The 22,732-nt window shown below is 61.1% G+C and carries 21 protein-coding genes; 17 read left to right on the top strand and 4 right to left on the bottom strand.

Going from position 1 to position 22,732, the window contains the following annotated elements:
* Positions 1–200: 200 nt before the first annotated feature.
* A complete protein-coding gene (locus tag ACQRBT_RS24650; protein WP_060757181.1) occupies positions 201–1,106 on the top strand; it encodes a hypothetical protein in 906 nt (301 codons plus the stop codon).
* Between the two features lie 157 nt (positions 1,107–1,263).
* Here the strand turns inward: ACQRBT_RS24650 and ACQRBT_RS24645 are convergent, their stop codons facing one another.
* Complete coding sequence (locus ACQRBT_RS24645; RefSeq protein ID WP_412046787.1) at positions 1,264–2,490, bottom strand: multidrug effflux MFS transporter; 1,227 nt, start codon at positions 2,488–2,490, stop codon at positions 1,264–1,266.
* Between the two features lie 94 nt (positions 2,491–2,584).
* Here ACQRBT_RS24645 and ACQRBT_RS24640 point away from each other — a divergent pair, with 94 nt between their 5' ends.
* Positions 2,585–4,006 carry a PLP-dependent aminotransferase family protein gene (locus tag ACQRBT_RS24640; RefSeq protein ID WP_412046788.1) on the top strand — a complete coding sequence of 474 codons (1,422 nt, stop codon included), beginning with the start codon at positions 2,585–2,587 and terminating at the stop codon, positions 4,004–4,006.
* Between the two features lie 15 nt (positions 4,007–4,021).
* Here ACQRBT_RS24640 and ACQRBT_RS24635 read toward each other — a convergent pair whose 3' ends face one another.
* Positions 4,022–4,930: a MurR/RpiR family transcriptional regulator gene (locus ACQRBT_RS24635; RefSeq protein ID WP_060757178.1), complete on the bottom strand. Its 909-nt coding sequence runs from the start codon at positions 4,928–4,930 to the stop codon at positions 4,022–4,024.
* A gap of 284 nt (positions 4,931–5,214) precedes the next feature.
* On the opposite strand from ACQRBT_RS24635, the gene ACQRBT_RS24630 reads away from it, so the two are divergent.
* The 13 genes from ACQRBT_RS24630 to ACQRBT_RS24570 all read left to right on the top strand — a co-directional run bounded on the left by ACQRBT_RS24630 (position 5,215) and on the right by ACQRBT_RS24570 (position 19,931).
* Complete coding sequence (locus ACQRBT_RS24630; protein WP_412046789.1) at positions 5,215–7,152, top strand: bifunctional 5-dehydro-2-deoxygluconokinase/5-dehydro-2-deoxyphosphogluconate aldolase; 1,938 nt, start codon at positions 5,215–5,217, stop codon at positions 7,150–7,152.
* A gap of 164 nt (positions 7,153–7,316) precedes the next feature.
* On the top strand, positions 7,317–8,204 hold the full coding sequence (gene iolE / locus ACQRBT_RS24625; protein WP_060757176.1) for a myo-inosose-2 dehydratase: 888 nt from the start codon (positions 7,317–7,319) through the stop codon (positions 8,202–8,204).
* Positions 8,205–8,207: 3 nt separating this feature from the next.
* On the top strand, positions 8,208–8,996 hold the full coding sequence (gene iolB / locus ACQRBT_RS24620) for a 5-deoxy-glucuronate isomerase (protein WP_060757175.1): 789 nt from the start codon (positions 8,208–8,210) through the stop codon (positions 8,994–8,996).
* Positions 8,997–9,006: 10 nt separating this feature from the next.
* Positions 9,007–10,938 carry a 3D-(3,5/4)-trihydroxycyclohexane-1,2-dione acylhydrolase (decyclizing) gene (gene iolD / locus ACQRBT_RS24615; RefSeq protein WP_412046790.1) on the top strand — a complete coding sequence of 644 codons (1,932 nt, stop codon included), beginning with the start codon at positions 9,007–9,009 and terminating at the stop codon, positions 10,936–10,938.
* Between the two features lie 19 nt (positions 10,939–10,957).
* On the top strand, positions 10,958–11,968 hold the full coding sequence (locus ACQRBT_RS24610; protein ID WP_412046791.1) for a Gfo/Idh/MocA family protein: 1,011 nt from the start codon (positions 10,958–10,960) through the stop codon (positions 11,966–11,968).
* Between the two features lie 134 nt (positions 11,969–12,102).
* Positions 12,103–13,131, top strand: coding sequence for a Gfo/Idh/MocA family protein (locus ACQRBT_RS24605; RefSeq protein WP_412046792.1), 1,029 nt, complete (start codon positions 12,103–12,105; stop codon positions 13,129–13,131).
* A gap of 128 nt (positions 13,132–13,259) precedes the next feature.
* Complete coding sequence (locus ACQRBT_RS24600; protein WP_162843538.1) at positions 13,260–13,436, top strand: hypothetical protein; 177 nt, start codon at positions 13,260–13,262, stop codon at positions 13,434–13,436.
* A gap of 50 nt (positions 13,437–13,486) precedes the next feature.
* Positions 13,487–14,422: a sugar ABC transporter substrate-binding protein gene (locus ACQRBT_RS24595; RefSeq protein ID WP_412046793.1), complete on the top strand. Its 936-nt coding sequence runs from the start codon at positions 13,487–13,489 to the stop codon at positions 14,420–14,422.
* A gap of 65 nt (positions 14,423–14,487) precedes the next feature.
* Positions 14,488–16,041, top strand: a complete 1,554-nt coding sequence (locus ACQRBT_RS24590; RefSeq protein WP_412046794.1) for a sugar ABC transporter ATP-binding protein — start codon at positions 14,488–14,490, stop codon at positions 16,039–16,041.
* A gap of 25 nt (positions 16,042–16,066) precedes the next feature.
* On the top strand, positions 16,067–17,089 hold the full coding sequence (locus tag ACQRBT_RS24585) for an ABC transporter permease (protein WP_412046795.1): 1,023 nt from the start codon (positions 16,067–16,069) through the stop codon (positions 17,087–17,089).
* A gap of 341 nt (positions 17,090–17,430) precedes the next feature.
* The gene (locus tag ACQRBT_RS24580; protein WP_060757168.1) at positions 17,431–17,835 is read left to right on the top strand and encodes a TraR/DksA family transcriptional regulator; all 405 of its coding nucleotides are present in this window, start codon (positions 17,431–17,433) and stop codon (positions 17,833–17,835) included.
* Positions 17,836–17,929: 94 nt separating this feature from the next.
* A complete protein-coding gene (locus ACQRBT_RS24575) occupies positions 17,930–19,615 on the top strand; it encodes a methyl-accepting chemotaxis protein (protein WP_427851687.1) in 1,686 nt (561 codons plus the stop codon).
* A 112-nt stretch (positions 19,616–19,727) separates the two neighbouring features.
* Positions 19,728–19,931, top strand: coding sequence for a hypothetical protein (locus ACQRBT_RS24570; RefSeq protein ID WP_060757166.1), 204 nt, complete (start codon positions 19,728–19,730; stop codon positions 19,929–19,931).
* An 8-nt stretch (positions 19,932–19,939) separates the two neighbouring features.
* Here ACQRBT_RS24570 and ACQRBT_RS24565 read toward each other — a convergent pair whose 3' ends face one another.
* Both ACQRBT_RS24565 and ACQRBT_RS24560 read right to left on the bottom strand, forming a co-directional pair.
* On the bottom strand, positions 19,940–20,176 hold the full coding sequence (locus ACQRBT_RS24565) for a DUF2789 domain-containing protein (RefSeq protein ID WP_060757165.1): 237 nt from the start codon (positions 20,174–20,176) through the stop codon (positions 19,940–19,942).
* A 136-nt stretch (positions 20,177–20,312) separates the two neighbouring features.
* Positions 20,313–20,588 carry a hypothetical protein gene (locus ACQRBT_RS24560; protein WP_244383731.1) on the bottom strand — a complete coding sequence of 92 codons (276 nt, stop codon included), beginning with the start codon at positions 20,586–20,588 and terminating at the stop codon, positions 20,313–20,315.
* Positions 20,589–20,997: 409 nt separating this feature from the next.
* Here ACQRBT_RS24560 and ACQRBT_RS24555 point away from each other — a divergent pair, with 409 nt between their 5' ends.
* Together ACQRBT_RS24555 and ACQRBT_RS24550 are read left to right on the top strand one after the other, a co-directional pair.
* The gene (locus ACQRBT_RS24555; RefSeq protein WP_060757163.1) at positions 20,998–21,447 is read left to right on the top strand and encodes a hypothetical protein; all 450 of its coding nucleotides are present in this window, start codon (positions 20,998–21,000) and stop codon (positions 21,445–21,447) included.
* Between the two features lie 128 nt (positions 21,448–21,575).
* Positions 21,576–22,592, top strand: coding sequence for an ABC transporter substrate-binding protein (locus ACQRBT_RS24550; protein WP_412046796.1), 1,017 nt, complete (start codon positions 21,576–21,578; stop codon positions 22,590–22,592).
* Positions 22,593–22,732 lie beyond the last annotated feature (140 nt).

Raw genomic sequence — 22,732 nt, 5'->3', positions numbered from 1 at the left:
AAATCGAGCATTCGCTGGGTGGAAGTGCATAACGCCCACCTCTCACGGCTCATTCTTGCAAGTTGCATGATTTCGAGAAGTTCAAGTTATTTAACTGTTTGAAATATATAGGATTTATTTTTGTCGGCGACTGGCATGGTGCCTGCACTGTCCTTTTTGGGACTTGTAACACTATTTTTCATGCCTGGAGCTAAACAACAATGATCACATCCTCATCCACGCTGCAAGAATCAAGCACGCTCTCCGGGGTTTCCTGGGGGGCTATCTTTGCCGGGGCCGCAGCTGCCGCTGCACTTTCCCTGATTCTGGTACTGCTGGGCTTCGGCCTGGGGTTCTCGGCGGTTTCGCCGTGGGCCGACAGCGGGATCAGTGCCAAGGGGCTTGGCATTTCTACCATCGTCTGGCTGGCCTTCACCCAGATCGTCGCGTCCGGGCTCGGTGGTTACATCGCCGGTCGGTTGCGGGTGAAGTGGGCCAATATGCACACGGATGAGGTGTACTTTCGCGACACCGCCCATGGTTTCCTGGCCTGGGCCGTCGCGACGCTGATCACCGCAGTGCTGGTGGTCGGCTCGGTCAGCAGCGTCGTCAGCGGCGGTGTCAAAGCCGGTGCGGCGGTTGCCTCGGGTGCCGCCAGCGGCCTGACTCAAGCAGCCGGCGGTGCTGCCAAAGGCGCCAACAGTGGCGACTTCGATTATTACGTCGACAGCCTGTTCCGCGATGACCGCCCAGCCGCCGTCAGCGATGATGCCGCCCATGGCGTGGTTGCACGTATCTTCACCCGCACCCTGAGCAACGACGGCCAGCTCGCTCCTGAAGACCGGACCTACCTGGCCCAGTTGATCAGCCAGCGCACCAACCTCAGCCAGGCTGACGCCGAAGCGCGTATCGACAAGGTCTACGGCGATGCCCGCAAAGCCATCGAAGACGCCAAGCTCAAAGCCAAGCAAGCCGCCGACACCGCTGCCAAAGTCGCTGCCTACACGTCGCTGTGGACCTTCATCACGCTGTTGATCGGTGCCTTCTTCGCCAGCTTCGCCGCCACGTTCGGCGGTCGCCGTCGGGATGCCGTGGTGTATGTCGAAACCGAAACCTACGTTCGTTAATTCAAGGAGAACACTCTCATGCGCTCATTACTCTTGTGGTTTCTCGGCGTGCCTATCCCGGTCATCATCCTGATCGCGATCTTCATGCACTAACCTGAGCCTGGCTCGGTCCCTTGTGGGGGCGTGCTTGCTTGCGAAGGCTGTCTTTCAGCGATTATCAGCTGACTGACACACCGCTTTCGCGAGCAAGTCCGCTCCCACATTTTGTTTTGCGCAGCGTCAGCCAACCGCTGAGCAGCAACACACTCGCCGCTGACGTCATGATCACCAGCGGGGTTGAAGTGCCATCCGACAGCAACCCGGTGAGCCAGCTGCCCACGGCCGTCAGGAACATCTGGATAAAGAAGAACAGCCCCGAAGCCGTCCCGGCCACCGCGCCATACGGCTGCAACACCGACAGTTGGCAAGCTGGAATCGCCATGCCCACCGACACCATGATCACCACCATCGGCAGCACAATCGCCAACCATTCTCCCGGCAAAACAGAAGTCGCGGTGGCAAGTGTCGCACTGCCGACGATGTTCAAGCCGATTGCGGCGCTGATCAAACGGTCGGGTTCGAAACGTTGTACCAGCCGCCGAAACAGGTTCGCGCCGAGCATGTAGCCGCTGATCGTGGCGGCAAACACCAGCGCGTAAGCCGTGGCAGACAAGTGAAAGCCGCGTTGCAGCAAAGCTGACGACTCACTGATGAACGGAAAGTAGGTGCTGTAGACGCAGCCGATGGCGAGCGAATAGCGCAGGAAATAGCGGTCACGCAGCAGTTGGCCGTAGAGCTGCAACAGATTGCGCGGCGGCGCGGCAGCCACCTCTGCCGGACGGGTTTCCGGCAAGCGCTGATACACCACCACAGACAGCGCGGCCCCGATCAACCCGAGCAGCACGAACAGCCCGCGCCAGTTGATCAACGGCAGCAGCAGGCTACCCAGCACGGGGGCGGCCATCGGCGACACGGCCATGGCCATGGAGATCAAGCCCAGCAGACGTGCCTGCTCCTGGCGGTCGAAGTAGTCGCGCACGATCACCCGGCCGATCACCGTGGTGCAGCATCCGCCCAGGGCCTGGAACAAGCGGGCGATGATCAGCACGCCGAGGTTGTCGGACCCGGCGCAGGCGGCGGTGGCCGCCACATACAGGAACAGGCCGCTCAGCAGCACCGGTCGACGACCGAAGCGGTCGGTCAGCGGGCCGCTGACCAGCAGGGAAATCGCCGAACCCAGGGTGTACAGCGTGAGGGTCAATTGCAATTGGGCGTCGCGGGCCTGGAAATAGTCGGCCATGGCGGGCAGGGCCGGCAGGTGCAGGTCCAGGGTGATGCGCGGCAAGGCGATCAGGAGGGTCAGCAGCACCAGCCAGAATCCCGTGGAGAGGGTGCGTTGTGTCATGGAAAGCCTCGATACCGTTCGTGGAGCCTCGAACTCTACTGGCTTTGTGGTTTAATCCTTTGGGCCACTTATGTCTGGAGTGAATGGACCACTTATGAGTCGAGGAAAAGCCGCATCCGCCTTGGACCTGCCGCGTCCCACCGCCTTGGACGCAGGCAAGCAGCAGGGCGCTTACGATGCGTTGCGTACCGCCATCCTGAACCGGCAACTGCCGGCGGGCAGTCGCTTGCCGTCTACGCGCAGTCTGGCTGAGCGCTGGTTGGTATCGCGTGGCACACTTGAGGCGGCCTATGAGCGCTTGCAGGGCGAAGGCTATGTGCAGCGGGTGGCCGGCTCGGGCACGCGGGTATGTGCGGTGATCCCCGAACAGTTCATTGCGGCTGCGGCGCCCAGCGCAAGCGCACGCCGTGCGGCGTTGCCTGATCAGCCTGACGCGGTGGTGCAGAGCCACGTGCCTTTCGTGGCACGGCGCCCGGATGCCGGCCTGTTCGACTTGAAAACCTGGGCGCGTTGCATCTCCCGTGGCTTGCTCCGCGTGGGCCCTGGTGTGCTGGAAGCCGCCCACCTGGCCGGGCTGCCGGCCTTGCGAGAACAGATCGCCGATTACCTGCGCAGCTATCGCGGCCTGCAATGCGAGGCCGATGAAGTGATCGTCACCACCGGCATTCGCCACGCCCTCGACCTGATCGCCCGCACGCTGCTCAAGCCCGGTGACACGGCCTGCGTTGAAGACCCCGGTTACACACCCGCACGTCGCCTGTTCGGCTTGGCGGGTGCACAGGTCAAGGCCGTGCCGGTGACGGCCGAGGGCCTGGATTGCGCGCAACTGCCTTCCACCGCACGCCTGGCCTATGTGACCCCGGCGCACCAGGCGCCGCTGGGCATGACCCTCTCGGTGTCGCGGCGCCTGGCGTTGCTGGACTGGGCCGCCCGCGCCGACGCCTGGGTGATCGAAGACGACTACGACAGCGAGTACAACTACAACAGCGCCCCCCTGGCGGCGCTCAAATCCCTGGATTGCGGCGACCGGGTGCTCTACTGCGGCAGCTTCAACAAGAACCTGTTTCCCGGTTTGCGCGTGGGGTTCATGGTGGTGCCCAAGGCGTTGCGCCCAGCGCTATTGCGCACCCTGCAACTGACCGGGCATTCAGTGGGCGCCACGGATCAGCTGGGGTTGGTGGAGTTGCTTGGCAGCGGTGCCTTTGTGCGGCACCTGCGCGCTTCGCGCCAGGCTTATCAGGCGCGGCGCGATGCATTGCTCGCGTGCCTGCCGGATGGCTGCTCAGTGAGTGGCCAGCAGGCCGGGTTGCACTTTGTCCTGTGGTTGCCGCCGGGTGTGGAAGAGCAGGACTTCTGTGAGCGGGCCGCTGCCGTCGGGTTGGCGCTGCAGGCCTTGGGCAAGTTCTGCGTAGAGGCCAGCCTGCCGCCGGCGGTGATCATCGGCTACACCGCGCTGACCCTGGCGCAGATCCGTTTTCACGGGCGGGTGCTGACAAAGTTGCTGATCGCAATGTGAGTCGGTGTCTGTCGCTCAGTCTTCGAACCCGACCTGTTCATGAATCTCGTCCACCTTCAATTCCAGGCGATACGCCACTGCAATGAACAGCGCCTGGCACAGGCACAAGGTGGCGCTCAACGAGCGGAAGGCGAACGAGGAACCTTCGTTCACCAACAGCACCGTGTTCGCCCGCTTGGCCAGGGGCGAGAGGTTGCTGTCAGTGATGATCAGGGTCTTGGCCTGCTGGTGCTGGGCGATGCGCAGGCAGTGCTGGGTCTCTTTGCCGTAGGGCGTGAAGCTGATGGCGATCACCAGGTCGTTGGCCCGTACGCTGCGCATCTGCTCGCGGTAGCTGCCGCCCAAGCCTGAGATCAGGTGAATGCGCTTGTTGGTGTGCTGCAGGTTGTAGACCAGGTAATCGGCGACGGCGAAGGAACGGCGCACGCCGACCACATAGATATTGTCGGCATTGACCACTAGGTCCACGGCTTTTTCGAACGCCGCGTCATCGAGTTCCAGCCCCAGGCGCTCTATGCCGGACAGCGTGGCGTTGACGCATTCACGTGCCAGGTCGCCGCCGCTGGCTTTCTGCGACTTGTTGGCGATCATGCTGCGGATGCGCTGCTGGTAGTTCTGTACCGGCGTGGTCTTGTGGGTATACGCCTCGCGAAACAACGCCTGCATCTCACTGAACCCACTGAAGCCGAACCGTTGCGAAAAACGCACGATGGCGGAGGGGTGCACTTCGCATTCGCGGGCGATATCGCTGATGCGGTCGACCATGATCCGGTCGCGCTGCTGGCTCATGTAGCTGGCAATGCGCTTGAGCTGACGCGGCAGGCTTTCGTATTCGTCGGTGATCAGTTGCAACAGGCGCTCGGCATTGATCGGAGGGCTGGCGAGCGTGGCTTCCAGGGTAGTCTCGGGATCGGTGCGGGACATGGGCAATCCTTCTGGCGTTTTCGTCTGTTGCGCGGGTGGGTGGCGCAAGTCTACAGGGTAGGCGCAAAAAAATACCCCGGCATCACGGCCCGCGCGGCGTGCTGAAACGATGCACGGCGAATGGCGAGCCATTATGTCAGTGTATTGGAAAAAATATTCCACAAAAAATAAATATGGAATAAATATTGATTGCGCTCCCCGGACGTTCTAGTCTGCTCCCACCAAGAGCGTTTGCTGTCGCCACGGCAGTACAACGCAGGCTGATAAAAATAACAGGAGCCAGCATGGGCCAGACTCGTTTTGCCAGTGGGCGTCAATTGGATCTGATTTGCCTCGGGCGACTGGGCGTCGACCTCTACGCACAGCAAGTGGGCGCGCGGCTTGAGGACGTGTCCAGCTTCGCCAAGTACCTCGGCGGGTCCTCCGCCAATATCGCTTTCGGCACCGCACGCCTGGGGCTCAAGTCGGCGATGCTGAGCCGGGTAGGGGACGACCATATGGGGCGTTTCCTGGTGGAATCCCTGGCCCGTGAGGGCTGCGATGTCAGCGGCATCAAAGTCGATCCTGAACGCCTCACCGCCCTGGTGCTGCTTGGCCTCAAGGACCGGGAAACCTTCCCCCTGGTGTTCTACCGCGAAAACTGCGCAGACATGGCCCTGCGCGCCGAAGACATCAGCGAAGCCTTTATTGCCTCCAGCAAAGCCCTGCTGATCACCGGTACGCATTTCTCCACCGATGGCGTGTACAAGGCCAGCATCCAGGCACTGGACTATGCCGCCAGGCACAACGTCAAGCGCGTGTTGGACATTGACTACCGCCCGGTGCTGTGGGGCCTGGCCGGCAAGGCGGACGGTGAAACCCGTTTTGTCGCCGACCAGAATGTCAGCCAGCACGTGCAGAAAATCCTGCCGCGTTTTGACCTGATCGTGGGCACCGAAGAAGAGTTCCTGATCGCCGGTGGCAGTGAGGACTTGCTGAGCGCCCTGCGCAATGTGCGCGAACTGACCCCGGCCACCCTGGTGGTCAAGCTCGGCCCGCAGGGCTGCACGGTGATCCACGGCGCCATCCCGGCGCGACTGGAAGACGGGGCGATCTACCCCGGTGTGCGCGTGGAAGTGCTCAATGTGCTGGGCGCCGGCGATGCGTTTATGTCGGGCTTCCTCAGCGGTTGGCTGAACGATGCCAGCGATGAGCGTTGCAGCCAGTTGGCCAATGCCTGCGGCGGCCTGGTGGTGTCGCGCCATGCCTGTGCCCCGGCGATGCCCACACCTGCTGAACTGGATTACCTGTTCAACAGCCCGGTGCCTATCACGCGGCCGGATCAGGACGTTACCCTGCAACGCCTGCATCGCGTCACGGTGCCGCGCAAGGTCTGGAAGCCGTTGTTCGTGTTTGCGTTCGACCATCGCTGGCAATTGGTCGACCTGGCGCAAAAGGGCGGCCAGGGCCCGGCGCGCATCAGCGACATCAAGCAACTGTTTATCCAGGCCATCGAACGGGTGGAGAAAAAACTTGGCGAGCAGGGCGTCGAGGCCGATGTGGGCCTGCTGGCCGACCAGCGTTTTGGCCAGGATGCGCTCAACGCCGCCAGCGGTCGCGGCTGGTGGATCGCGCGCCCGGTGGAAGTGCAAAACTCGCGGCCCCTGGCGTTCGAGCATGGGCGTTCGGTCGGCAGCAACTTGATCGCCTGGCCTCAGGAGCAAATCATCAAGTGCCTGGTGCAATTTCATCCGGACGACGAGCCGCTGCTGCGCCTGGAACAGGAAGCGCAACTCAAGGCGCTGTACGAGGCCTCGCTGGTCAGCGGCCATGAACTGCTGCTGGAGGTCATCCCGCCCAAGGATCATCCATCCCCTTACCCGGAGGTGCTGTATCGCAGCCTCAAGCGCCTGTACAACCTGGGCATCTACCCGGCGTGGTGGAAGATCGAGGCGCAGTCGGCCGAGGACTGGAAAAAGCTCGACGAACTGATTCAAGAGCGCGACCCGTACTGCCGTGGCGTGGTGCTGCTGGGCCTGAACGCGTCGGCGCAATGCCTGGCCGATGGCTTCCAGCAGGCCAGCCACAGCACCACCTGCCGTGGTTTCGCCGTGGGCCGTACGATCTTCCAGGAGCCGAGCCAGGCGTGGATGGCGGGGGAGATCGATGACGAGACCCTGATCCAGCGCGTGCAGGCGACGTTCGAGCAACTGATCAATGCCTGGCGCAGTTCCCGAACCTGATCACAATTCCAAATATGCAATGCAATCAAATGTGGGAGGGGGCTTGCTCCCGATGGCGGTGGTTCAGCTATAGAAGTTTTGTCTGATTCACCGCTATCGGGAGCAAGCCCCCTCCCACATAAAGCAGATCTCAGCGATACCTGAAAAATAAAAAAGGTGCAGCCATGCCCGCAATCCGAATTGGCATCAACCCGATCTCCTGGAGCAACGACGACCTGCCGGCCCTGGGCGGTGAGACTCCCTTGAGCACCGCCCTCAGCGAAGGCAAGGACATCGGCTACGAAGGTTTTGAACTCAACGGTAAATTTCCCAAGGACGCCAAGGGCGTCGGCGATGTGTTGCGCCCCTATGACCTGGCGCTGGTCTCCGGCTGGTACTCCAGCCGTCTGGCGCGACGTTCGGTGGCCGAAGAAATCGAAGCCATCGCCGGCCATGTCGAGCTGCTCAAACAGAACGGCGCCCAGGTGCTGGTGTATGGCGAAGTCGCCGACTCCATCCAGGGTTCGCGTGTGCGCCTGATCGAGCGCCCGCGGCTGCACAGCGAGCAAGCCTGGCAGGCATACGCCGACAAACTCACTGAATTGGCGCGTTTCACCCTGTCCCAAGGGGTGCGGTTGGCCTACCACCACCATATGGGCGCCTACGTCGAGTCTCCCGAAGACATCGACCAGCTGATGCGCCGCACAGGCCCTGAAGTCGGCCTGCTGTTCGACTCCGGCCATTGCTACATGGGCGGTGGCGAACCCATCGAGGTGCTGCGCAAACACATCGACCGCATCTGCCACGTGCATTTCAAGGACGTACGCAAAGCGGTGGTGCAACTGGCCCGCAACCAGATGTGGAGCTTTCCCGATTGCATCGTCAACGGCACCTTCACGGTGCCGGGTGACGGCGATATCGATTTTGCCGAATTGCTCGATGTGCTGCTGGCCGCGAACTACCAGGGTTGGCTGGTGGTGGAGGCCGAGCAGGACCCGGCCGTTGCGCCTAGCTATATCTACGCCAAAAAGGGTTATGACACCTTGCGTGCACTTCTCGACGAGAGGGTTTGAGTGATGAGCTTGCTGGTCAAAAGCAGCAAACGCGGACAAACCATGGTGGCCCTGGAAGCCGGGCGCCTGGAGTACGTGGGTTTTTCCGCTTACCGCCTGAGCCTGGGCGAAACCCTGCCGGTCAGTGCCGGGGATAACGAGCTGTGCCTGGTGCTGCTCAGTGGCCGGGTCGATATCCAGGGCGAGGGCTTCAACTGGCAGAACCTCGGTGATCGCCAGTCGGTGTTCGAGGAGAAGTCTCCGTTCGCCGCCTACCTGCCGCCCGGCACCGAGGCCCAGGTGACGGCGTTGAGCGATGTGCAGATCGCCGTTTGCGCCGCGCCCGGTGCACCGGGTTTCGAACCGCGACTGATCCGCCCCGAACAATGCAGGCGCAGCGTGCGCGGCAAGGGCGCCAACACCCGCTATGTCTGCGACATCCTGCCCGACAGCGAGCCGGCGCATTCGCTGCTGGTGGTGGAAGTGCGCACGCCGTCCGGGCATTCGTCGAGCTACCCGCCGCACAAGCACGACACCGACGACCTGCCGCGCCAGAGCTTTCTCGAAGAAACCTACTACCACCAGATCAACCCGCCCCAGGGCTTCGTGTTCCAGCGCGTCTACACCGATGACCGCAGTATCGACCAGGCCATGGCCGTGGAAAACAGTGACCTGGTGGTGGTGCCCAAGGGCTATCACCCGGTCAGCGTACCGTATGGCTATGAGTCCTATTACCTGAACGTGATGGCCGGCCCCAAGCGTGCCTGGCATTTCCATAACGACCCGCAGCACAGCTGGCTGCTGGACCTTTAAGGGGCGCTTCATGACCACAACCCGACTGACCATGGCCCAGGCCCTGGTGAAGTTCCTGGATAACCAATACATCGAAGTCGATGGCGTGCAGAGCAAGTTTGTCGCCGGGGTGTTCACGATTTTCGGCCACGGCAATGTGCTCGGCCTGGGCCAGGCCCTGGAGCAGGACAGCGGCGACCTGGTGGTGCATCAGGGGCGCAACGAGCAAGGCATGGCCCACGCGGCCATCGGTTTCGCCAAGCAGCACCTGCGTCGCAAGATCTACGCGTGCACGGCGTCCGTTGGCCCGGGTGCGGCGAATATGCTGACCGCCGCCGCGACGGCCACCGCCAACCGCATCCCGTTGTTGCTGTTGCCCGGCGATGTGTATGCCAGCCGCCAGCCCGATCCGGTGCTGCAACAGATCGAGCAGTTCCATGATCTGAGCATCAGCACCAACGACGCCTTCCGTTCCGTGAGCAAGTACTGGGACCGTATCAACCGCCCCGAGCAATTGATGACGGCGGCCATTCACGCCATGCGTGTGCTCACCGACCCGGCCGAAACCGGCGCGGTCACCCTGGCACTGCCCCAGGACGTGCAGGGCGAAGCCTGGGACTATCCCGATTATTTCCTGCAAAAGCGCGTGCATCGCCTAGAGCGTCGCCCGGCCACCACGGCGATGATCGAGGATGCCGTGGCGGCGTTCCGGGGCAAGCGCAAGCCGCTGATCATCTGCGGTGGCGGGGTGCGTTACTCCGGCGCGAATGCTGCGCTGCAAGCCTTTGCCGAACGTTTTGATATTCCCTTCGCCGAAACCCAGGCCGGCAAGAGCGCCGTGATCTCCAGCCATCCGCTGAACGTCGGTGGCCTGGGGGAAACCGGTTGCCTGGCGGCCAACCTGCTGGCGCCGCAAGCGGACCTGATCATTGGCGTCGGCACCCGTTATACCGACTTCACCACCTCGTCAAAGTCGCTGTTCAAACATGCCGAGGTGACGTTCCTCAACCTCAATATCAGCCCCTGCGACGCGTTGAAACTCGATGGCGTGCAAGTGCTGGCGGATGCGCAAGTCGCCCTTGATGCGCTGGCCGATGCGCTGGGGGATTATCGCGCCGGTTGGGGCGAGCAGATCCAAGAGGCCAAGGCACTGTTCGACGCCGAGGTAGACCGTGTGCACCAGGTGGAATATCAGGGCGACGACTTCGTGCCTGAGGTCGATGACCGCCTGGACCGTGCGGTGCTGCGTGAATTTATCGAGCTGACCGGCTCCTGCCTGACCCAGAGCCGCGTGCTCGGCGTGTTGAACCGGACCCTGGCCGACGACGCGATCATCGTCGCCGCCGCCGGCAGCCTGCCCGGCGACTTGCAGCGCGCCTGGCGCAGCAAGGGCGTCAACACTTACCACGTTGAGTACGGCTATTCGTGCATGGGCTACGAGATCAATGCGGCCCTGGGCGCGAAGCTGGCCGAGCCGAGCCGGGAAGTCTATGCATTGGTGGGCGATGGCTCCTACCTGATGCTGCATTCGGAACTCGCCACCTCGATTCAGGAGCGGCGCAAAATCAACGTGGTGCTGTTCGACAACATGGCCTTCGGTTGCATCAACAACCTGCAGCTCGGCAATGGCATGGACAGCTTCGGCACGGAATTTCGCTTTCGCAACCCCGACAGCGGCAAGCTCGATGGTGGGTTGGTGCCGGTGGACTTCGCCATGAGTGCGGCGGCGTACGGTTGCAAGACTTACAAGGTGAGCACGCTGGAGCAACTGGAAGCGGCCTTGGCCGATGCGCGCACGCAGACCGTCTCGACGCTGATCGACATCAAGGTACTGCCCAAGACCATGGTGCATGGCTACCTGTCGTGGTGGCGGGTGGGCGTGGCGCAGGTCTCCACCAGCGAGCGCACGAATGCGGCGGCGAAAAAACTCAATGAACAGCTGGCCAAGGCCCGGCAGTACTAATAACAAGAGGAATGAATCTATGTCGTTGAAGCTTGGAGTGATCGGTACGGGTGCCATCGGCCGGGACCATATCCGGCGTTGCAGCCAGACCCTGCTCAACAGCCAGGTGGTGGCAGTGACCGATATCAACCTTGCGCAAGCCGCCCAGGTGGTGGCGGACTTGAAGCTGGACGCCGAGGTGTACCCGGACGGCCATGCGCTGATCGCCTCACCGCAGGTCGAGGCGGTGCTGGTGACGTCCTGGGGGCCGAGCCACGAAGCGTTCGTGCTGGCGGCCATCGCCGCCGGCAAGCCGGTGTTCTGCGAGAAACCCCTGGCAGTGACGGCCGCGGGCTGCCGCAGGATCGTCGACGCCGAAGTGGCATACGGCAAGCGCCTGGTGCAGGTCGGTTTCATGCGCCCGTATGACGAAGGCTATCGCGCCCTCAAGGCCGTGATCGACAGCGGCCGGATCGGCGAGCCCCTGATGTTGCACTGCGCGCACCGCAACCCGAAGGTCGGCGAGAACTACAAGACCGACATGGCGATCACCGACACGTTGATCCACGAGCTGGATGTACTGCGCTGGTTGCTCAACGACGATTACGTCTCGGTGCAAGTGGTGTTCCCACGCAAGTCGAGCAGGGCGTTGGCCCACCTGCGCGACCCGCAGATCGTGCTGCTGGAAACCGCCAAGGGCACCCGTATCGATGTGGAAGTGTTCGTGAACTGCCAATACGGCTATGACATCCAGTGCGAAGTGGTGGGGGAGACCGGCATCGCCAAACTGCCGGAGCCGTCCCAGGTGCAATTACGCAGTGAGGCGAAACTGTCGAATGCGATTCTGATGGATTGGAAAGACCGGTTTATCGCGGCCTACGACGTGGAGCTGCAAGCCTTCATCGATGGCGTGCGCGCAGGCCAGGTGGGCGGGCCTTCCGCGTGGGATGGGTTTGCGGCGGCGGTGGCGGCGGACGCCTGTATCGAGGCGCAGGGCAGTGAGCAGATTGTGAAAGTCAGTCTCCCTGAGCGCCCGCACTTCTACGGCTGAGCGAACCTGTGGGAGGGGGCTTGCTCCCGATAGGCCGCGCAGCGGCCTCAAAAATGAGCCTGCTACGCAGTCCATCGGGAGCAAGCCCCCTCCCACATATGGATTGGGTTTGCCGTTCAAGAAGGAGTTGAAGCATGCGAATTGGACTAGTCGGCTACGGCCACGGCGGGCGATTCTTCCATGCGCCGCTGATTGCCACACTGCCAGGGGCCACCTTTGTCGGGGTGGTGACACGCTCAGCGGAACGTCGGCAGCAATTGAACAGCGACCATCCCGGGGTGAAGGCGTTTGACAACATCGGCCAGATCGTCGAGGCGGGTGTCGACGCGCTGGTCATTTCGACCACGCTCAAGGGCCGCCCGGCGCTGGTACTGGAGGCCATCGAACACGGTGTCGCGGTGGTCAGCGACAAACCCTTCGCCGCCACTGCCGAGCAGGCCCAGGCGCTGATTACCGCCGCCGAACGCCAGGGCTCGCTGTTAAGCGTCTATCAGAACCGGCGGTGGGATTCGGACTACCTGACCCTGCGCAAGCTCATCGATGCCGGTGCCCTGGGCGAGATCACCCGGTTTGAATCCCGGGTCGAACGCTACAGCCCGCAAGCGGTGGGCAATGCCAGCGGCGGCGGCTGGCTGCGGGACCTGGGCAGCCACTTGGTGGACCAGGCGCTGCAACTGTTCGGCCCGGTGGACCGGGTGTTTGCACAGCTGCAGTTCAGCCGCGACTACCCCAGCCTCGACCACGGGTTTTTTGTCAGCCTGACCCACGCCAATGGCGTGATTTCCCATTTGTGGGGCAGTGCGCTGCAAAACAGCCAGGCGCCGCGCTTTCGGGTGAGTGGCACCGGGGGGTGTTACACCGTGGACGGGCTGGACGGCCAGGAAGAAGCCTTGATGGCCGGCAAGTCACCGAAAACCGAAGGTGAGCATTGGGGCGCTGAAGAGCACCGGCGCTGGGGTTGGTTCGAGCAGGGGCCGGAACGCGAGCGCGTGCCGTCGGAGAAAGGCTGCTGGACCGAGTTCTATCGTCAGTTGCAGCGTGCCGTGCAAGGCCAGGGCCCGCTGCCGGTGGAGGCCTGTGACGCGCTGGAAACCACCCGTATATTGGACGCCGCACGCCTGAGCGCCGAGCGCCAGCAGGTGGTTTCAACAAAAATGGAATAAAATTCCAAAACATATTGATATAGAAATTATTTTCCAATAAAGTCTTTTCCAGGTTGCAAAAAAGTACGTTCGAACCCGATTCGCACGACTCAACAAAAACAAGATCAAAAACAACCAGGTACCGTCAGATGAAAATCTTCAACGCTGTACTGCGAGTTTTACGCCCCGCCTTTGCGTCACGCGGTCTGCCCCGCCCCCGTCCGTTTTACTTCTCTTTCCTGAATGTGCTGTGCGTCGAAAACCAGGGCGCGCTGGTGTGCTGCATTCCCGGCGCACCGGTGGTCCGACTGCCCGCCGAGCTCTGATCAACGCAACGTCCAGAAAACCAACAAAAAAATGTGGAGACAGACCGTTCATGAAGACCCCGATCCGTTTTACCGCGCTGGCCCTGTCCATCCTGCTGACCAGCGGCTTTGCCGCGGCCGCCGATCTCAAGATCGGCGTAAGCATGTCGCAGTTCGATGACACCTACCTGACCAGTGTGCGCGAGTACATGCTTGAGCAGGCCAAGTCCTATCCCAAGGGCGATGGTGTGCAGCTGCAGTTCGAAGACGCCCGCGCCGACGTGGTCAAGCAACTGAGCCAGGTCGAGAACTTCATCAGCCAGAAAGTCGACGCCATTATCGTCAACCCGGTCGACACCGCCTCCACGGCAAGAATCAGCAAGGAGGCAACCGAAGCCGGCATCCCGTTGGTCTACGTCAACCGTCGGCCGGATCAGAAGGATCTGCCCAAAGGGGTCGCGGCCGTGACGTCGAATGATGAAGAGGCCGGCCGCATGCAGATGCAGTACATCGCCGAAAAATTGGGCGGAAAGGGCGCGATTGTGATCCTGCTCGGCGACCTGGCGAACAACTCCACCACCAACCGCACCAAGGGCGTCAAGGAAGTTTTGGCCAAGTATCCGGGTATCAAGATCGAGCAGGAACAGACCGGCGCCTGGCTGCGTGACAGGGGCATGACGCTGGTCAGCGACTGGCTGACCCAGGGCCGTGCGTTCAACGCGGTGATTTCCAACAACGATGAAATGGCGATTGGCGCCGCCATGGCCTTGAAATCGGTGGGGACCAAGCCGGGGAGCGTATTGATCGCGGGTGTCGATGGTACGCAGGACGGTTTGAACGCGGTGGCCAAGGGTGACCTGGCCATGTCGGTGTTCCAGGACGCCAAAGGCCAAGGGGACGGCGCGGTAGAAGCGGCACGCAAGATGGCCAAAGGCGAAACGATCGAACAGAACATTGTCATCCCGTTCAAGCCGATCACCGCCGACAACGTCAAAGACTTCAAGTAGCCCTGGTATAACAACAATAAGCCGGCAGGGCGGTCTCGGCCGTCCTGCAGATGGAGTACTTTTCTATGCTCGCTCAAGCGACTGCTTCGCAGCCTCCGGGTATCCACCCTGTCGAACCGCAAGAACCCTACCTGTTGGAGATCGTCAACGTCAGCAAAGGCTTTCCCGGTGTCGTGGCCCTGGCCGATGTGCAACTGCGGGTGCGCCCAGGTACGGTGCTGGCGCTGATGGGGGAGAACGGTGCGGGCAAGTCGACGCTGATGAAAATCATCGCCGGGATCTACCAGCCGGACGCCGGCCAGATTCGCCTGCGGGGCAAGCCGGTCAAGTTCGAAACGCCCCTGGCGGCGCAGAAGGCCGGGATCGCGATGATCCACCAGGAGCTCAACCTGATGCCGCACATGAGCATCGCCGAGAATATCTGGATCGGGCGCGAGCAGCTCAACAGCCTGCACATGGTCAACCACCGCGAGATGCACCGCTGCACGGCGCAGTTGCTGGCGCGCTTGCGCATCAACCTGGACCCCGAGGAACAGGTGGGCAACCTGAGCATCGCCGAACGGCAGATGGTCGAGATCGCCAAGGCGGTGTCCTACGACTCTGACATCCTGATCATGGACGAACCAACCTCGGCGATTACCGACAAGGAAGTCGCGCACCTGTTTTCGATCATTGCCGACCTCAAGTCCCAGGGCAAAGGCATTGTCTATATCACGCACAAAATGAACGAAGTGTTCGCCATCGCCGATGAAGTGGCGGTGTTCCGTGACGGCCAGTACATCGGTTTGCAACGTGCCGACAGCATGAACAGCGACAGCCTGATCTCGATGATGGTCGGCCGCGAACTGAGCCAGTTGTTCCCGGTGCGCGAGACGCCGATCGGCGAGTTGTTGCTCTCGGTACGCGACCTGAGGCTGGACGGCGTATTCAAGAATGTCTCGTTCGACCTGCACGCCGGTGAAATCCTCGGTATTGCCGGGCTGATGGGCTCGGGGCGCACCAACGTCGCAGAGACCCTTTTCGGTATTACCCCAAGCGACGGCGGGCAGATCACCCTTGATGGCAAGGCGGTCCGCATCACGGACCCGCACATGGCAATTGAAAAAGGCTTCGCGCTGCTGACCGAAGACCGCAAGCTCAGCGGTCTGTTTCCGTGCCTGTCGGTGCTGGAAAACATGGAAATGGCGGTGCTGCCGCATTATTCGGGTAATGGCTTTATCCAGCAGAAGGCCCTGCGCGCGCTGTGCGAAGACATGTGCAAGAAGCTGCGGGTGAAAACCCCCTCCCTTGAGCAGTGCATCGACACCTTGTCCGGCGGCAACCAGCAGAAGGCCCTGTTGGCGCGCTGGCTGATGACCCACCCAAGGCTGCTGATTCTCGATGAGCCCACTCGCGGCATCGACGTAGGCGCCAAGGCCGAGATCTATCGCTTGATTGCCTTCCTCGCCAGCGAAGGCATGGCGGTGATCATGATTTCCTCGGAGCTGCCCGAAGTGCTGGGCATGAGCGACCGGGTGATGGTGATGCACGAAGGCGAACTGATGGGCACCCTGGACCGTGCGGATGCGACCCAGGAAAAAGTCATGCAGCTGGCTTCCGGTATGACGGCAGTCCACTGACGCAAGCATAAGAAGGTGATTGGCTATGAATGCGATAACAGAAAAGAAACCGGCCACGGCCCCGGCCAAGAACCGTCGACGCCTGCCCACCGAGCTGAGCATTTTGCTGGTGCTGATCGGCATCGGGTTGGTGTTCGAACTGTTTGGCTGGATCGTGCGCGACCAGAGTTTCCTGATGAACTCCCAGCGCCTGGTGCTGATGATCCTGCAGGTGTCGATCATCGGTCTGCTGGCGATTGGCGTGACCCAGGTGATCATCACCACCGGTATTGATTTGTCCTCGGGCTCGGTGTTGGCACTGTCGGCGATGATCGCCGCCAGCCTGGCGCAGACGTCCGATTTTTCCCGGGCAGTGTTTCCCAGCCTGACGGATCTGCCGGTCTGGATTCCGGTGGCGATGGGGCTGGGCGTGGGGCTGCTGGCGGGGGCGATCAACGGCAGTATCATCGCCGTCACCGGTATCCCGCCGTTCATTGCCACCCTGGGCATGATGGTTTCGGCCCGTGGCCTGGCGCGTTACTACACGGAAGGCCAGCCGGTGAGCATGCTGTCGGATTCGTACACCGCAATCGGCCATGGCGCCATGCCGGTGATCATCTTCCTGGTGGTCGCGGTGATCTTCCATATTGCCCTGCGCTATACCAAATATGGCAAGTACACCTATGCCATCGGCGGCAACATGCAGGCGGCGCGTACCTCGGGTATCAACGTCAAGCGTCATCTGATCATTGTCTACAGCATTGCCGGTCTGCTTGCCGGGCTGGCCGGTGTGGTGGCCTCGGCACGCGCCGCCTCCGGCCAGGCCGGCATGGGTATGTCCTACGAGCTGGATGCGATTGCCGCCGCTGTGATCGGCGGCACCAGCCTGACGGGCGGGGTAGGGCGCATTACCGGTACGGTGATCGGCGCACTGATCCTCGGCGTGATGGCCAGCGGGTTTACCTTTGTGGGCGTGGATGCGTATATCCAGGACATCATCAAGGGCCTGATCATCGTGGTGGCGGTCGTCATCGACCAATACCGCAACAAGCGCAAGCTCAAGCGCTGACGCGCAGCCGCAAGTCAGCAGCCATGAGCCACAAGCGGCAAGCCGAGCTTTACAGCTTGTCGCTTGCAGCTTGCGGCTTATAGCTGTTTCACGAACTTTCCTGCTATAAACGCACTCCGATGACCATTCTCCGAGCCCGTCCTGATGCTTCTGGGGGTTATCTCGGAAAAATTGCCTGTCTTTTCAGTTGCTGCGCTCTCAAGTCGGCCTTAGACTGCCGCCCCTCGTAAATTGAGTGCCGGGTGGCGCTTGGAATGGATGGCGCCCTTCCGAGACCTGCAGAGGTCGACCGGAACGCTCCCTTATTCGCCTTAATGCACGTATTTTTTATAGAGAAATCAATGACAAAGGAAAAGTTGCTGGCCATGCCGGCAGATGACTACATGAATGCCGAACAGCACGCTTTTTTCGAGCAGATGCTGCAAGACATGAAAGTGGAACACCACGCGCGCATTGAACAGAACCGCATCGCCATTGAAAGCCTGGACACCCCGGCCGACCCGGCTGACGCCGCTTCCGTTGAAGAAGAGCGCACCTGGCTGGTAAACGCCATCGACCGCGACCAGCGCATGCTGCCGCAACTTGAGCGCGCCCTTGAGCGTATCAAGGAAGACTCCTTCGGCTGGTGTGATGACAGCGGCGAGCCTATCGGCCTCAAGCGCCTGCTGATCAGCCCGACCACCAAGTACTGCATCGAAGCGCAAGAGCGCCACGAACAGATCGACAAGCACCAGCGTCAAGCCTGATGCGGTGAGCGGGGGGCCGTCCCGTCGGCTCCCCCGAGAAATATCCGTTACACCCTGGTTATTGATCTACTGCAGGTTCTCCCACTAAAGGCCCATGGATAATGGCTCGATAGTGGCGTTTAATGCAGAAACAATAACGACAAGCAGCGGGGTAACGACGATGGCTGGAGACGGATCTCTGATGGGCGCATCAGTGCCGCCGCACACGGTGACGCGCGCGCTCCCCCGCTGGCTGACGCCATTTTTGCAGAGCACTGCCCTGGTGCTGGTACTGCTGGGCCTGGCGTTCGCCGGTTTGCCGATATACCTCTGCCTGCCGCTGGCCTTGCTGGTCATCTGGCTGCCTTCCCTCAAAGCTCGTACACCACGAGTGGCACCGGCCCAGGCCGTCGATGCGATAGGCGAGCTGACCCGCGATCTGTCCTATACCACCAGTCATAACGCGCTTTCCGCTGCGGGCGTGGCCTATTCGGTCAAGCAACTGGCGGCGCGGGTGCAGTCGCAGCTGGGTGCCGCCAGGCAGATCGTCAGCAGTGCCGAAGTGATGATCGGCACCGAGCAGGTGACCGCACAACTCAGCCGTCAGGCCCTGGAGGCGGCCAGCCAGGCCCACCAACGCAGCACCGAAGGTCGTGAAGTGCTGGCTGAGTCGATCACCCGCATGCGCCAACTCAGCCAGCGCGCCAATGCCAGCCGCGAGCTGATCGAGGCGTTGAGCCAGCGCAGTGAAGAGATCCAGCGCGTGACCCTGGTGATCCAATCCATCGCCAGCCAGACCAACCTGTTGGCGTTGAATGCGGCGATTGAAGCCGCGCGTGCCGGTGAGCATGGGCGTGGATTTGCCGTGGTGGCCGATGAAGTGCGCGGCCTGGCCGGGCGTACGGCCTCCGCCACCGATGAAGTCGGCGTGATGGTCGCCGATATCCAGCAGCGCACCGCCCAGGTGGTGGAGCAGATTCGCCAGTTGTCGGCGGACCTGCATATCGGCGTCGAGCGGGTGGAGCAGGCCGGCGATCAGTTGGAAAGCATCGCCAGCCTGGCCGCAGGTGTGGAAGGGCAGGTCAATGAAATTGCCCAAGGCACCGATACCAACCAGGCGCAACTCGACAGCCTGTTCCATGCCGTGGAACAGATGCGCAGCGATTTGTCGGAAAGCGATCAGCAAACCCGCCAGTTGGCCGAGGTCGCCGTGCAAATGGAAGGCCAGGCTGAAACGATCAGCGAGCGCCTGGCGCAAGTCGGGCTGGATGACTATCACCAGCGTATCTATGACCTGGCCCGAGAAGGTGCCGCGCGCATTGCCGAACAGTTCGAGGCCGATATCCAGCAGAATCGCATCAGCCTTGAGGACTTGTTCGACCGCAGCTATACCCCGATCCCGAATACCAGCCCGAGCAAGTACCACACGCGTTTTGACGGTTACACCGATCAGGTGCTGCCGGCGATCCAGGAAGCCCTGCTACCGCGCCATGAAGGGCTGGTGTTTGCCATCGCCTGTACGCCTCAAGGTTACGTGCCGACCCACAACAGGGCGTTTTCCCACGCCCTGACCGGCGATGCCCAGGTCGACGCGGTGCAGAATCGCACCAAGCGCAAGTTTGATGACCGTACGGGGATTCGTTGTGGCAGCCATCAACAAGCCGTGTTGTTGCAAACCTACACGCGTGACACCGGCGAACTGATGCACGATTTGTCGGTGCCGATCATGGTCATGGGCCGACACTGGGGCGGCTTGCGCCTGGGCTACAAACCCGAAGCCGCGAAGCCCCATCGCCAGTGATTGTTGCGGTTTATGCAACGCAGCTATTCCGGGGATAGCTTTTTCCTACTGGCAGAAAACCGTAGCATGCTGAACATTGTTAGCCAGCTAACTAATGCGACGGAGAAGCTCCATGCAAAACAAAGTCGATGTGGCGGTGATGATCGGCAGCGGTGTGCCTGCCACCCTGCGTGAGCTGGGCCAGAAGGCTTGTTGGGTGGTATTGCTCAATGGCGAACAACGCGGCACGGCGTTCGCCAGCCGCGATGAAGCAGAGGAGTGCAGGGCTGCCTGGCAAGCGTTGATGAACTTGGAAAAGTCAGACAGCCTGCACTGAGGCGTGCGTTATTGCGGTTGATGCAGGCGCTGGTTCAGTTCATCCACCGGGATCGCCCAATCGGCGTCCTCGCGCAGTTCTTCCTTGAGAAATTGTGCTTGTTGCGGCGTCCAGAACGGGGCGTCGATCAACTTCACGTCGTCAGGCAGCGGATGGGCGGCGATAAATGCGTCGATGGCTTGCGGCGTCGAGTCCAGGCCCAGTTGTTCGAACAGGGTTTCAAGAGTGGGGATAGGCGCGTCCATGGTGGGGTCTCCATGCAGGATGAGGGTTGTTGTGCATGTGAGGCTTTGGCCCCGGCAGAGTTCTATCGGATTATCCTCAATGGAGCGTGCGCGAATCCAAGGCAGCCCTGAGGGCTGTGTACGCCGTGCCGGTCGGTCATTCCTGCGTCGCAACAATCCCGGCCTGAAAGGCTTGCAGCCCGGCCTCAAGCTGTTTGGCCAACTCACAGGCCTGGATATGGTCGCTGCGAAAGCCTTTGACCCTGCCGCTGGTGACTTCAAGAATATGAAAAAAGTTCTTTCCGGCCGGAACCACCTGATAAAGGACCGAATTCAAGTACCCATCGGGGTTGTGCAGGCAGTAGTATTGGCGCCCATCATGACATGTTGAACGAATGCGCGAAGACGTAGCGTCGTGTTGAGGTCGGTTCATCGTCAGCTCCTGTCGCTCGATCATGTTGACCCATCAGCAGCGTTTCGGGTGGTTTTGTTCGGTGTTGCTGTTTTAGTATTGTCGTCGGCAGTCCACGCCTGGTTCCATGCTCTAGTCTTTTCTTTTGTGTCAGGTGTCAGAAACTGCGTTTTTAATAAGGTTATTCTCTGAAGTTGGTCGACCCGTATTCTCGGGTTGTTGAACCTGTGATCTGCTGTGGTACCGGATGGCCCTTGCACAAGGTCTGTCGCGCCCGTCTGTACGAGTCTTATGGCGCCCCAGCGGGGTCTCTTCAGTTTTTTGACGAATGTGCGATCGCGCCGTAATGGCCGTTTTTTTGTGCTGCCCGCTTCAGCGGACAGCACCTTTTTGATGTGGGGGCGTTTCCTTGGCAGTCAGTAATCTGGATATGCACGCGTTATTCGTGCTGGGTGATTTGCGCGCAAAGTTGGTCAAGCAGTTTCAATCCCGTTTTGTTTATGTCACTGAACAGACGCCGGAAGGTATTTATATCGCCGAGATCGATACCGAAACGGCAATGGTCGTGGACGATAAACCACGCCTGGAACTCAAGGTCGGCGACCATTTTCGCGCAGCCGTATTGCCCAGCCGTGAAGGTGGCAAGTTCGAACTCAAGTTTCGCGATATCAAGTTGACGGTGTACGGCTTGGGCGATTATGCGTTTGTCTCCTCGGCCGAAGGCCAGGGCATCCTGTTCAAGGAAGGCCACAGCGTGATGCTGGTGTTTGCCGCCAATGAACAACTGCAGGAAGGCCTGACCAAGACCCTCAAGGCCGTGACCGGCAAGGCCGCCAAGTGGCGCAAGGGTGAACTGGTGACCTTCAAGGCCAGTGAGTAACCCTGAACACGCTGTGTATCTTGCTCTTTTGGAACCTCTACTACAGTTGAGTTGACTTAACTATTCAGAGGCTTCGCGCATTGGCAGCAAAGCCGCCCGCTATGGCTGCGAAAATGCGAGGTGAAGGCATGAAAGGATTGAAATCGCTGTTGGCAGCGTCCCTGACGACCTTGAGTCTGTCGCTGGCCTCGGTGCCGGTATCCGCCGCTCAGGCACCGGTGCATTTTGCCGACCTGAATTGGGAAAGCGGCAGCCTGATCACCGAGGTGCTGCGTTTTATCGTCGAGAAGGGCTACGACCTGCCCACCGACACCTTGCCCGGTACCACCATCACCCTGGAAACCGCCCTGGCGAAAAACGATATCCAGGTGATCGGCGAAGAGTGGGCCGGCCGCAGTCCCGTATGGATCAAGGCTGAGGCTGAAGGCAAGGTGCTGGGCCTGGGCGATACGGTCAGGGGCGCCACGGAAGGTTGGTGGGTGCCGGAATACGTGATCAAGGGCGATCCCGCCAAAGGTCTCAAGCCCCTGGCGCCGGACCTCAAGACCGTGCAGGACCTGGCGCGCTACAAAGAGGTGTTCAAGGACCCTGAGTCACCCGGCAAAGGGCGCTTTCTCAACAGCCCTATCGGCTGGACCTCGGAAGTGGTCAACGCACAAAAGCTCAAGGCGTATGGCCTGGACGATAGCTATGTGAATTTTCGCAGCGGTTCGGGGGCGGCACTGGACGCCGAGATCGCCTCGTCGATTCGTCGCGGCAAGCCGGTGCTGTTCTACTACTGGTCGCCAACGCCCTTGATGGGGCGTTACAAGCTGCTCCAGCTGGAGGAACCGGCGTTTGATGCCGAGGCCTGGAAGACCCTGACCGACGCGGACAACCCCAACCCACGGCCAACGCGTTCGCTGGCGTCCAAGTTGAGCATTGGCGTGTCGACGCCGTTCCAGAAAGAACATCCGCAGATCGCGGAGTTTTTTACCAAGGTACAGTTCCCCATCGACCCGCTGAACAAAGCCTTGGCGACCATGAGCGAAAATCATACGCCACCCCGGGAAGTGGCCCAGGCGTTTCTCAAGGCGCATCCCGAAGTGTGGAAGGCGTGGGTGACGGATGATGTGGCGAGCAAAGTCGAGGCAAGCCTGAAATAACGACACGCGCTGCAGCCAAGTCGCCCTAATGCTGGTCAGTTAAGAGAGCCTGCCGCACCAAACTCTGTAGTGAGCGGGCTTGCCCCGCGCTGGGTGGCGCAGCCGCCCCAAACCCAGGCACCTCGGTCCTTCTGAAATAC

Source organism: Pseudomonas sp. R19M (assembly GCF_050312585.1).
Classification (GTDB): Bacteria; Pseudomonadota; Gammaproteobacteria; order Pseudomonadales; family Pseudomonadaceae; genus Aquipseudomonas; species Aquipseudomonas palleroniana.
The sequence above is the reverse complement of the archived record's forward strand: the minus strand, read 5'-3'. Positions and strand labels throughout refer to the sequence as shown.

What these genes read in the sequence shown, in the direction of transcription:
- ACQRBT_RS24610 (WP_412046791.1), top strand. Translation starts at nt 10,958, where the DNA reads ATGTCGTTGAAGCTTGGAGTGATCGGTACGGGTGCCATCGGCCGGGAC.
- ACQRBT_RS24590 (WP_412046794.1), top strand. Translation starts at nt 14,488, where the DNA reads ATGCTCGCTCAAGCGACTGCTTCGCAGCCTCCGGGTATCCACCCTGTC.
- ACQRBT_RS24585 (WP_412046795.1), top strand. Translation starts at nt 16,067, where the DNA reads ATGAATGCGATAACAGAAAAGAAACCGGCCACGGCCCCGGCCAAGAAC.
- ACQRBT_RS24595 (WP_412046793.1), top strand. Translation starts at nt 13,487, where the DNA reads ATGAAGACCCCGATCCGTTTTACCGCGCTGGCCCTGTCCATCCTGCTG.
- iolD (WP_412046790.1), top strand. Translation starts at nt 9,007, where the DNA reads ATGACCACAACCCGACTGACCATGGCCCAGGCCCTGGTGAAGTTCCTG.
- ACQRBT_RS24600 (WP_162843538.1), top strand. Translation starts at nt 13,260, where the DNA reads ATGAAAATCTTCAACGCTGTACTGCGAGTTTTACGCCCCGCCTTTGCG.
- ACQRBT_RS24630 (WP_412046789.1), top strand. Translation starts at nt 5,215, where the DNA reads ATGGGCCAGACTCGTTTTGCCAGTGGGCGTCAATTGGATCTGATTTGC.
- ACQRBT_RS24575 (WP_427851687.1), top strand. Translation starts at nt 17,930, where the DNA reads ATGGATAATGGCTCGATAGTGGCGTTTAATGCAGAAACAATAACGACA.
- ACQRBT_RS24560 (WP_244383731.1), bottom strand. Translation starts at nt 20,588, where the DNA reads ATGAACCGACCTCAACACGACGCTACGTCTTCGCGCATTCGTTCAACA.
- ACQRBT_RS24565 (WP_060757165.1), bottom strand. Translation starts at nt 20,176, where the DNA reads ATGGACGCGCCTATCCCCACTCTTGAAACCCTGTTCGAACAACTGGGC.
- ACQRBT_RS24635 (WP_060757178.1), bottom strand. Translation starts at nt 4,930, where the DNA reads ATGTCCCGCACCGATCCCGAGACTACCCTGGAAGCCACGCTCGCCAGC.
- ACQRBT_RS24645 (WP_412046787.1), bottom strand. Translation starts at nt 2,490, where the DNA reads ATGACACAACGCACCCTCTCCACGGGATTCTGGCTGGTGCTGCTGACC.
- ACQRBT_RS24550 (WP_412046796.1), top strand. Translation starts at nt 21,576, where the DNA reads ATGAAAGGATTGAAATCGCTGTTGGCAGCGTCCCTGACGACCTTGAGT.
- iolB (WP_060757175.1), top strand. Translation starts at nt 8,208, where the DNA reads ATGAGCTTGCTGGTCAAAAGCAGCAAACGCGGACAAACCATGGTGGCC.
- ACQRBT_RS24640 (WP_412046788.1), top strand. Translation starts at nt 2,585, where the DNA reads ATGAGTCGAGGAAAAGCCGCATCCGCCTTGGACCTGCCGCGTCCCACC.
- ACQRBT_RS24570 (WP_060757166.1), top strand. Translation starts at nt 19,728, where the DNA reads ATGCAAAACAAAGTCGATGTGGCGGTGATGATCGGCAGCGGTGTGCCT.
- ACQRBT_RS24605 (WP_412046792.1), top strand. Translation starts at nt 12,103, where the DNA reads ATGCGAATTGGACTAGTCGGCTACGGCCACGGCGGGCGATTCTTCCAT.
- iolE (WP_060757176.1), top strand. Translation starts at nt 7,317, where the DNA reads ATGCCCGCAATCCGAATTGGCATCAACCCGATCTCCTGGAGCAACGAC.
- ACQRBT_RS24580 (WP_060757168.1), top strand. Translation starts at nt 17,431, where the DNA reads ATGACAAAGGAAAAGTTGCTGGCCATGCCGGCAGATGACTACATGAAT.
- ACQRBT_RS24555 (WP_060757163.1), top strand. Translation starts at nt 20,998, where the DNA reads ATGCACGCGTTATTCGTGCTGGGTGATTTGCGCGCAAAGTTGGTCAAG.
- ACQRBT_RS24650 (WP_060757181.1), top strand. Translation starts at nt 201, where the DNA reads ATGATCACATCCTCATCCACGCTGCAAGAATCAAGCACGCTCTCCGGG.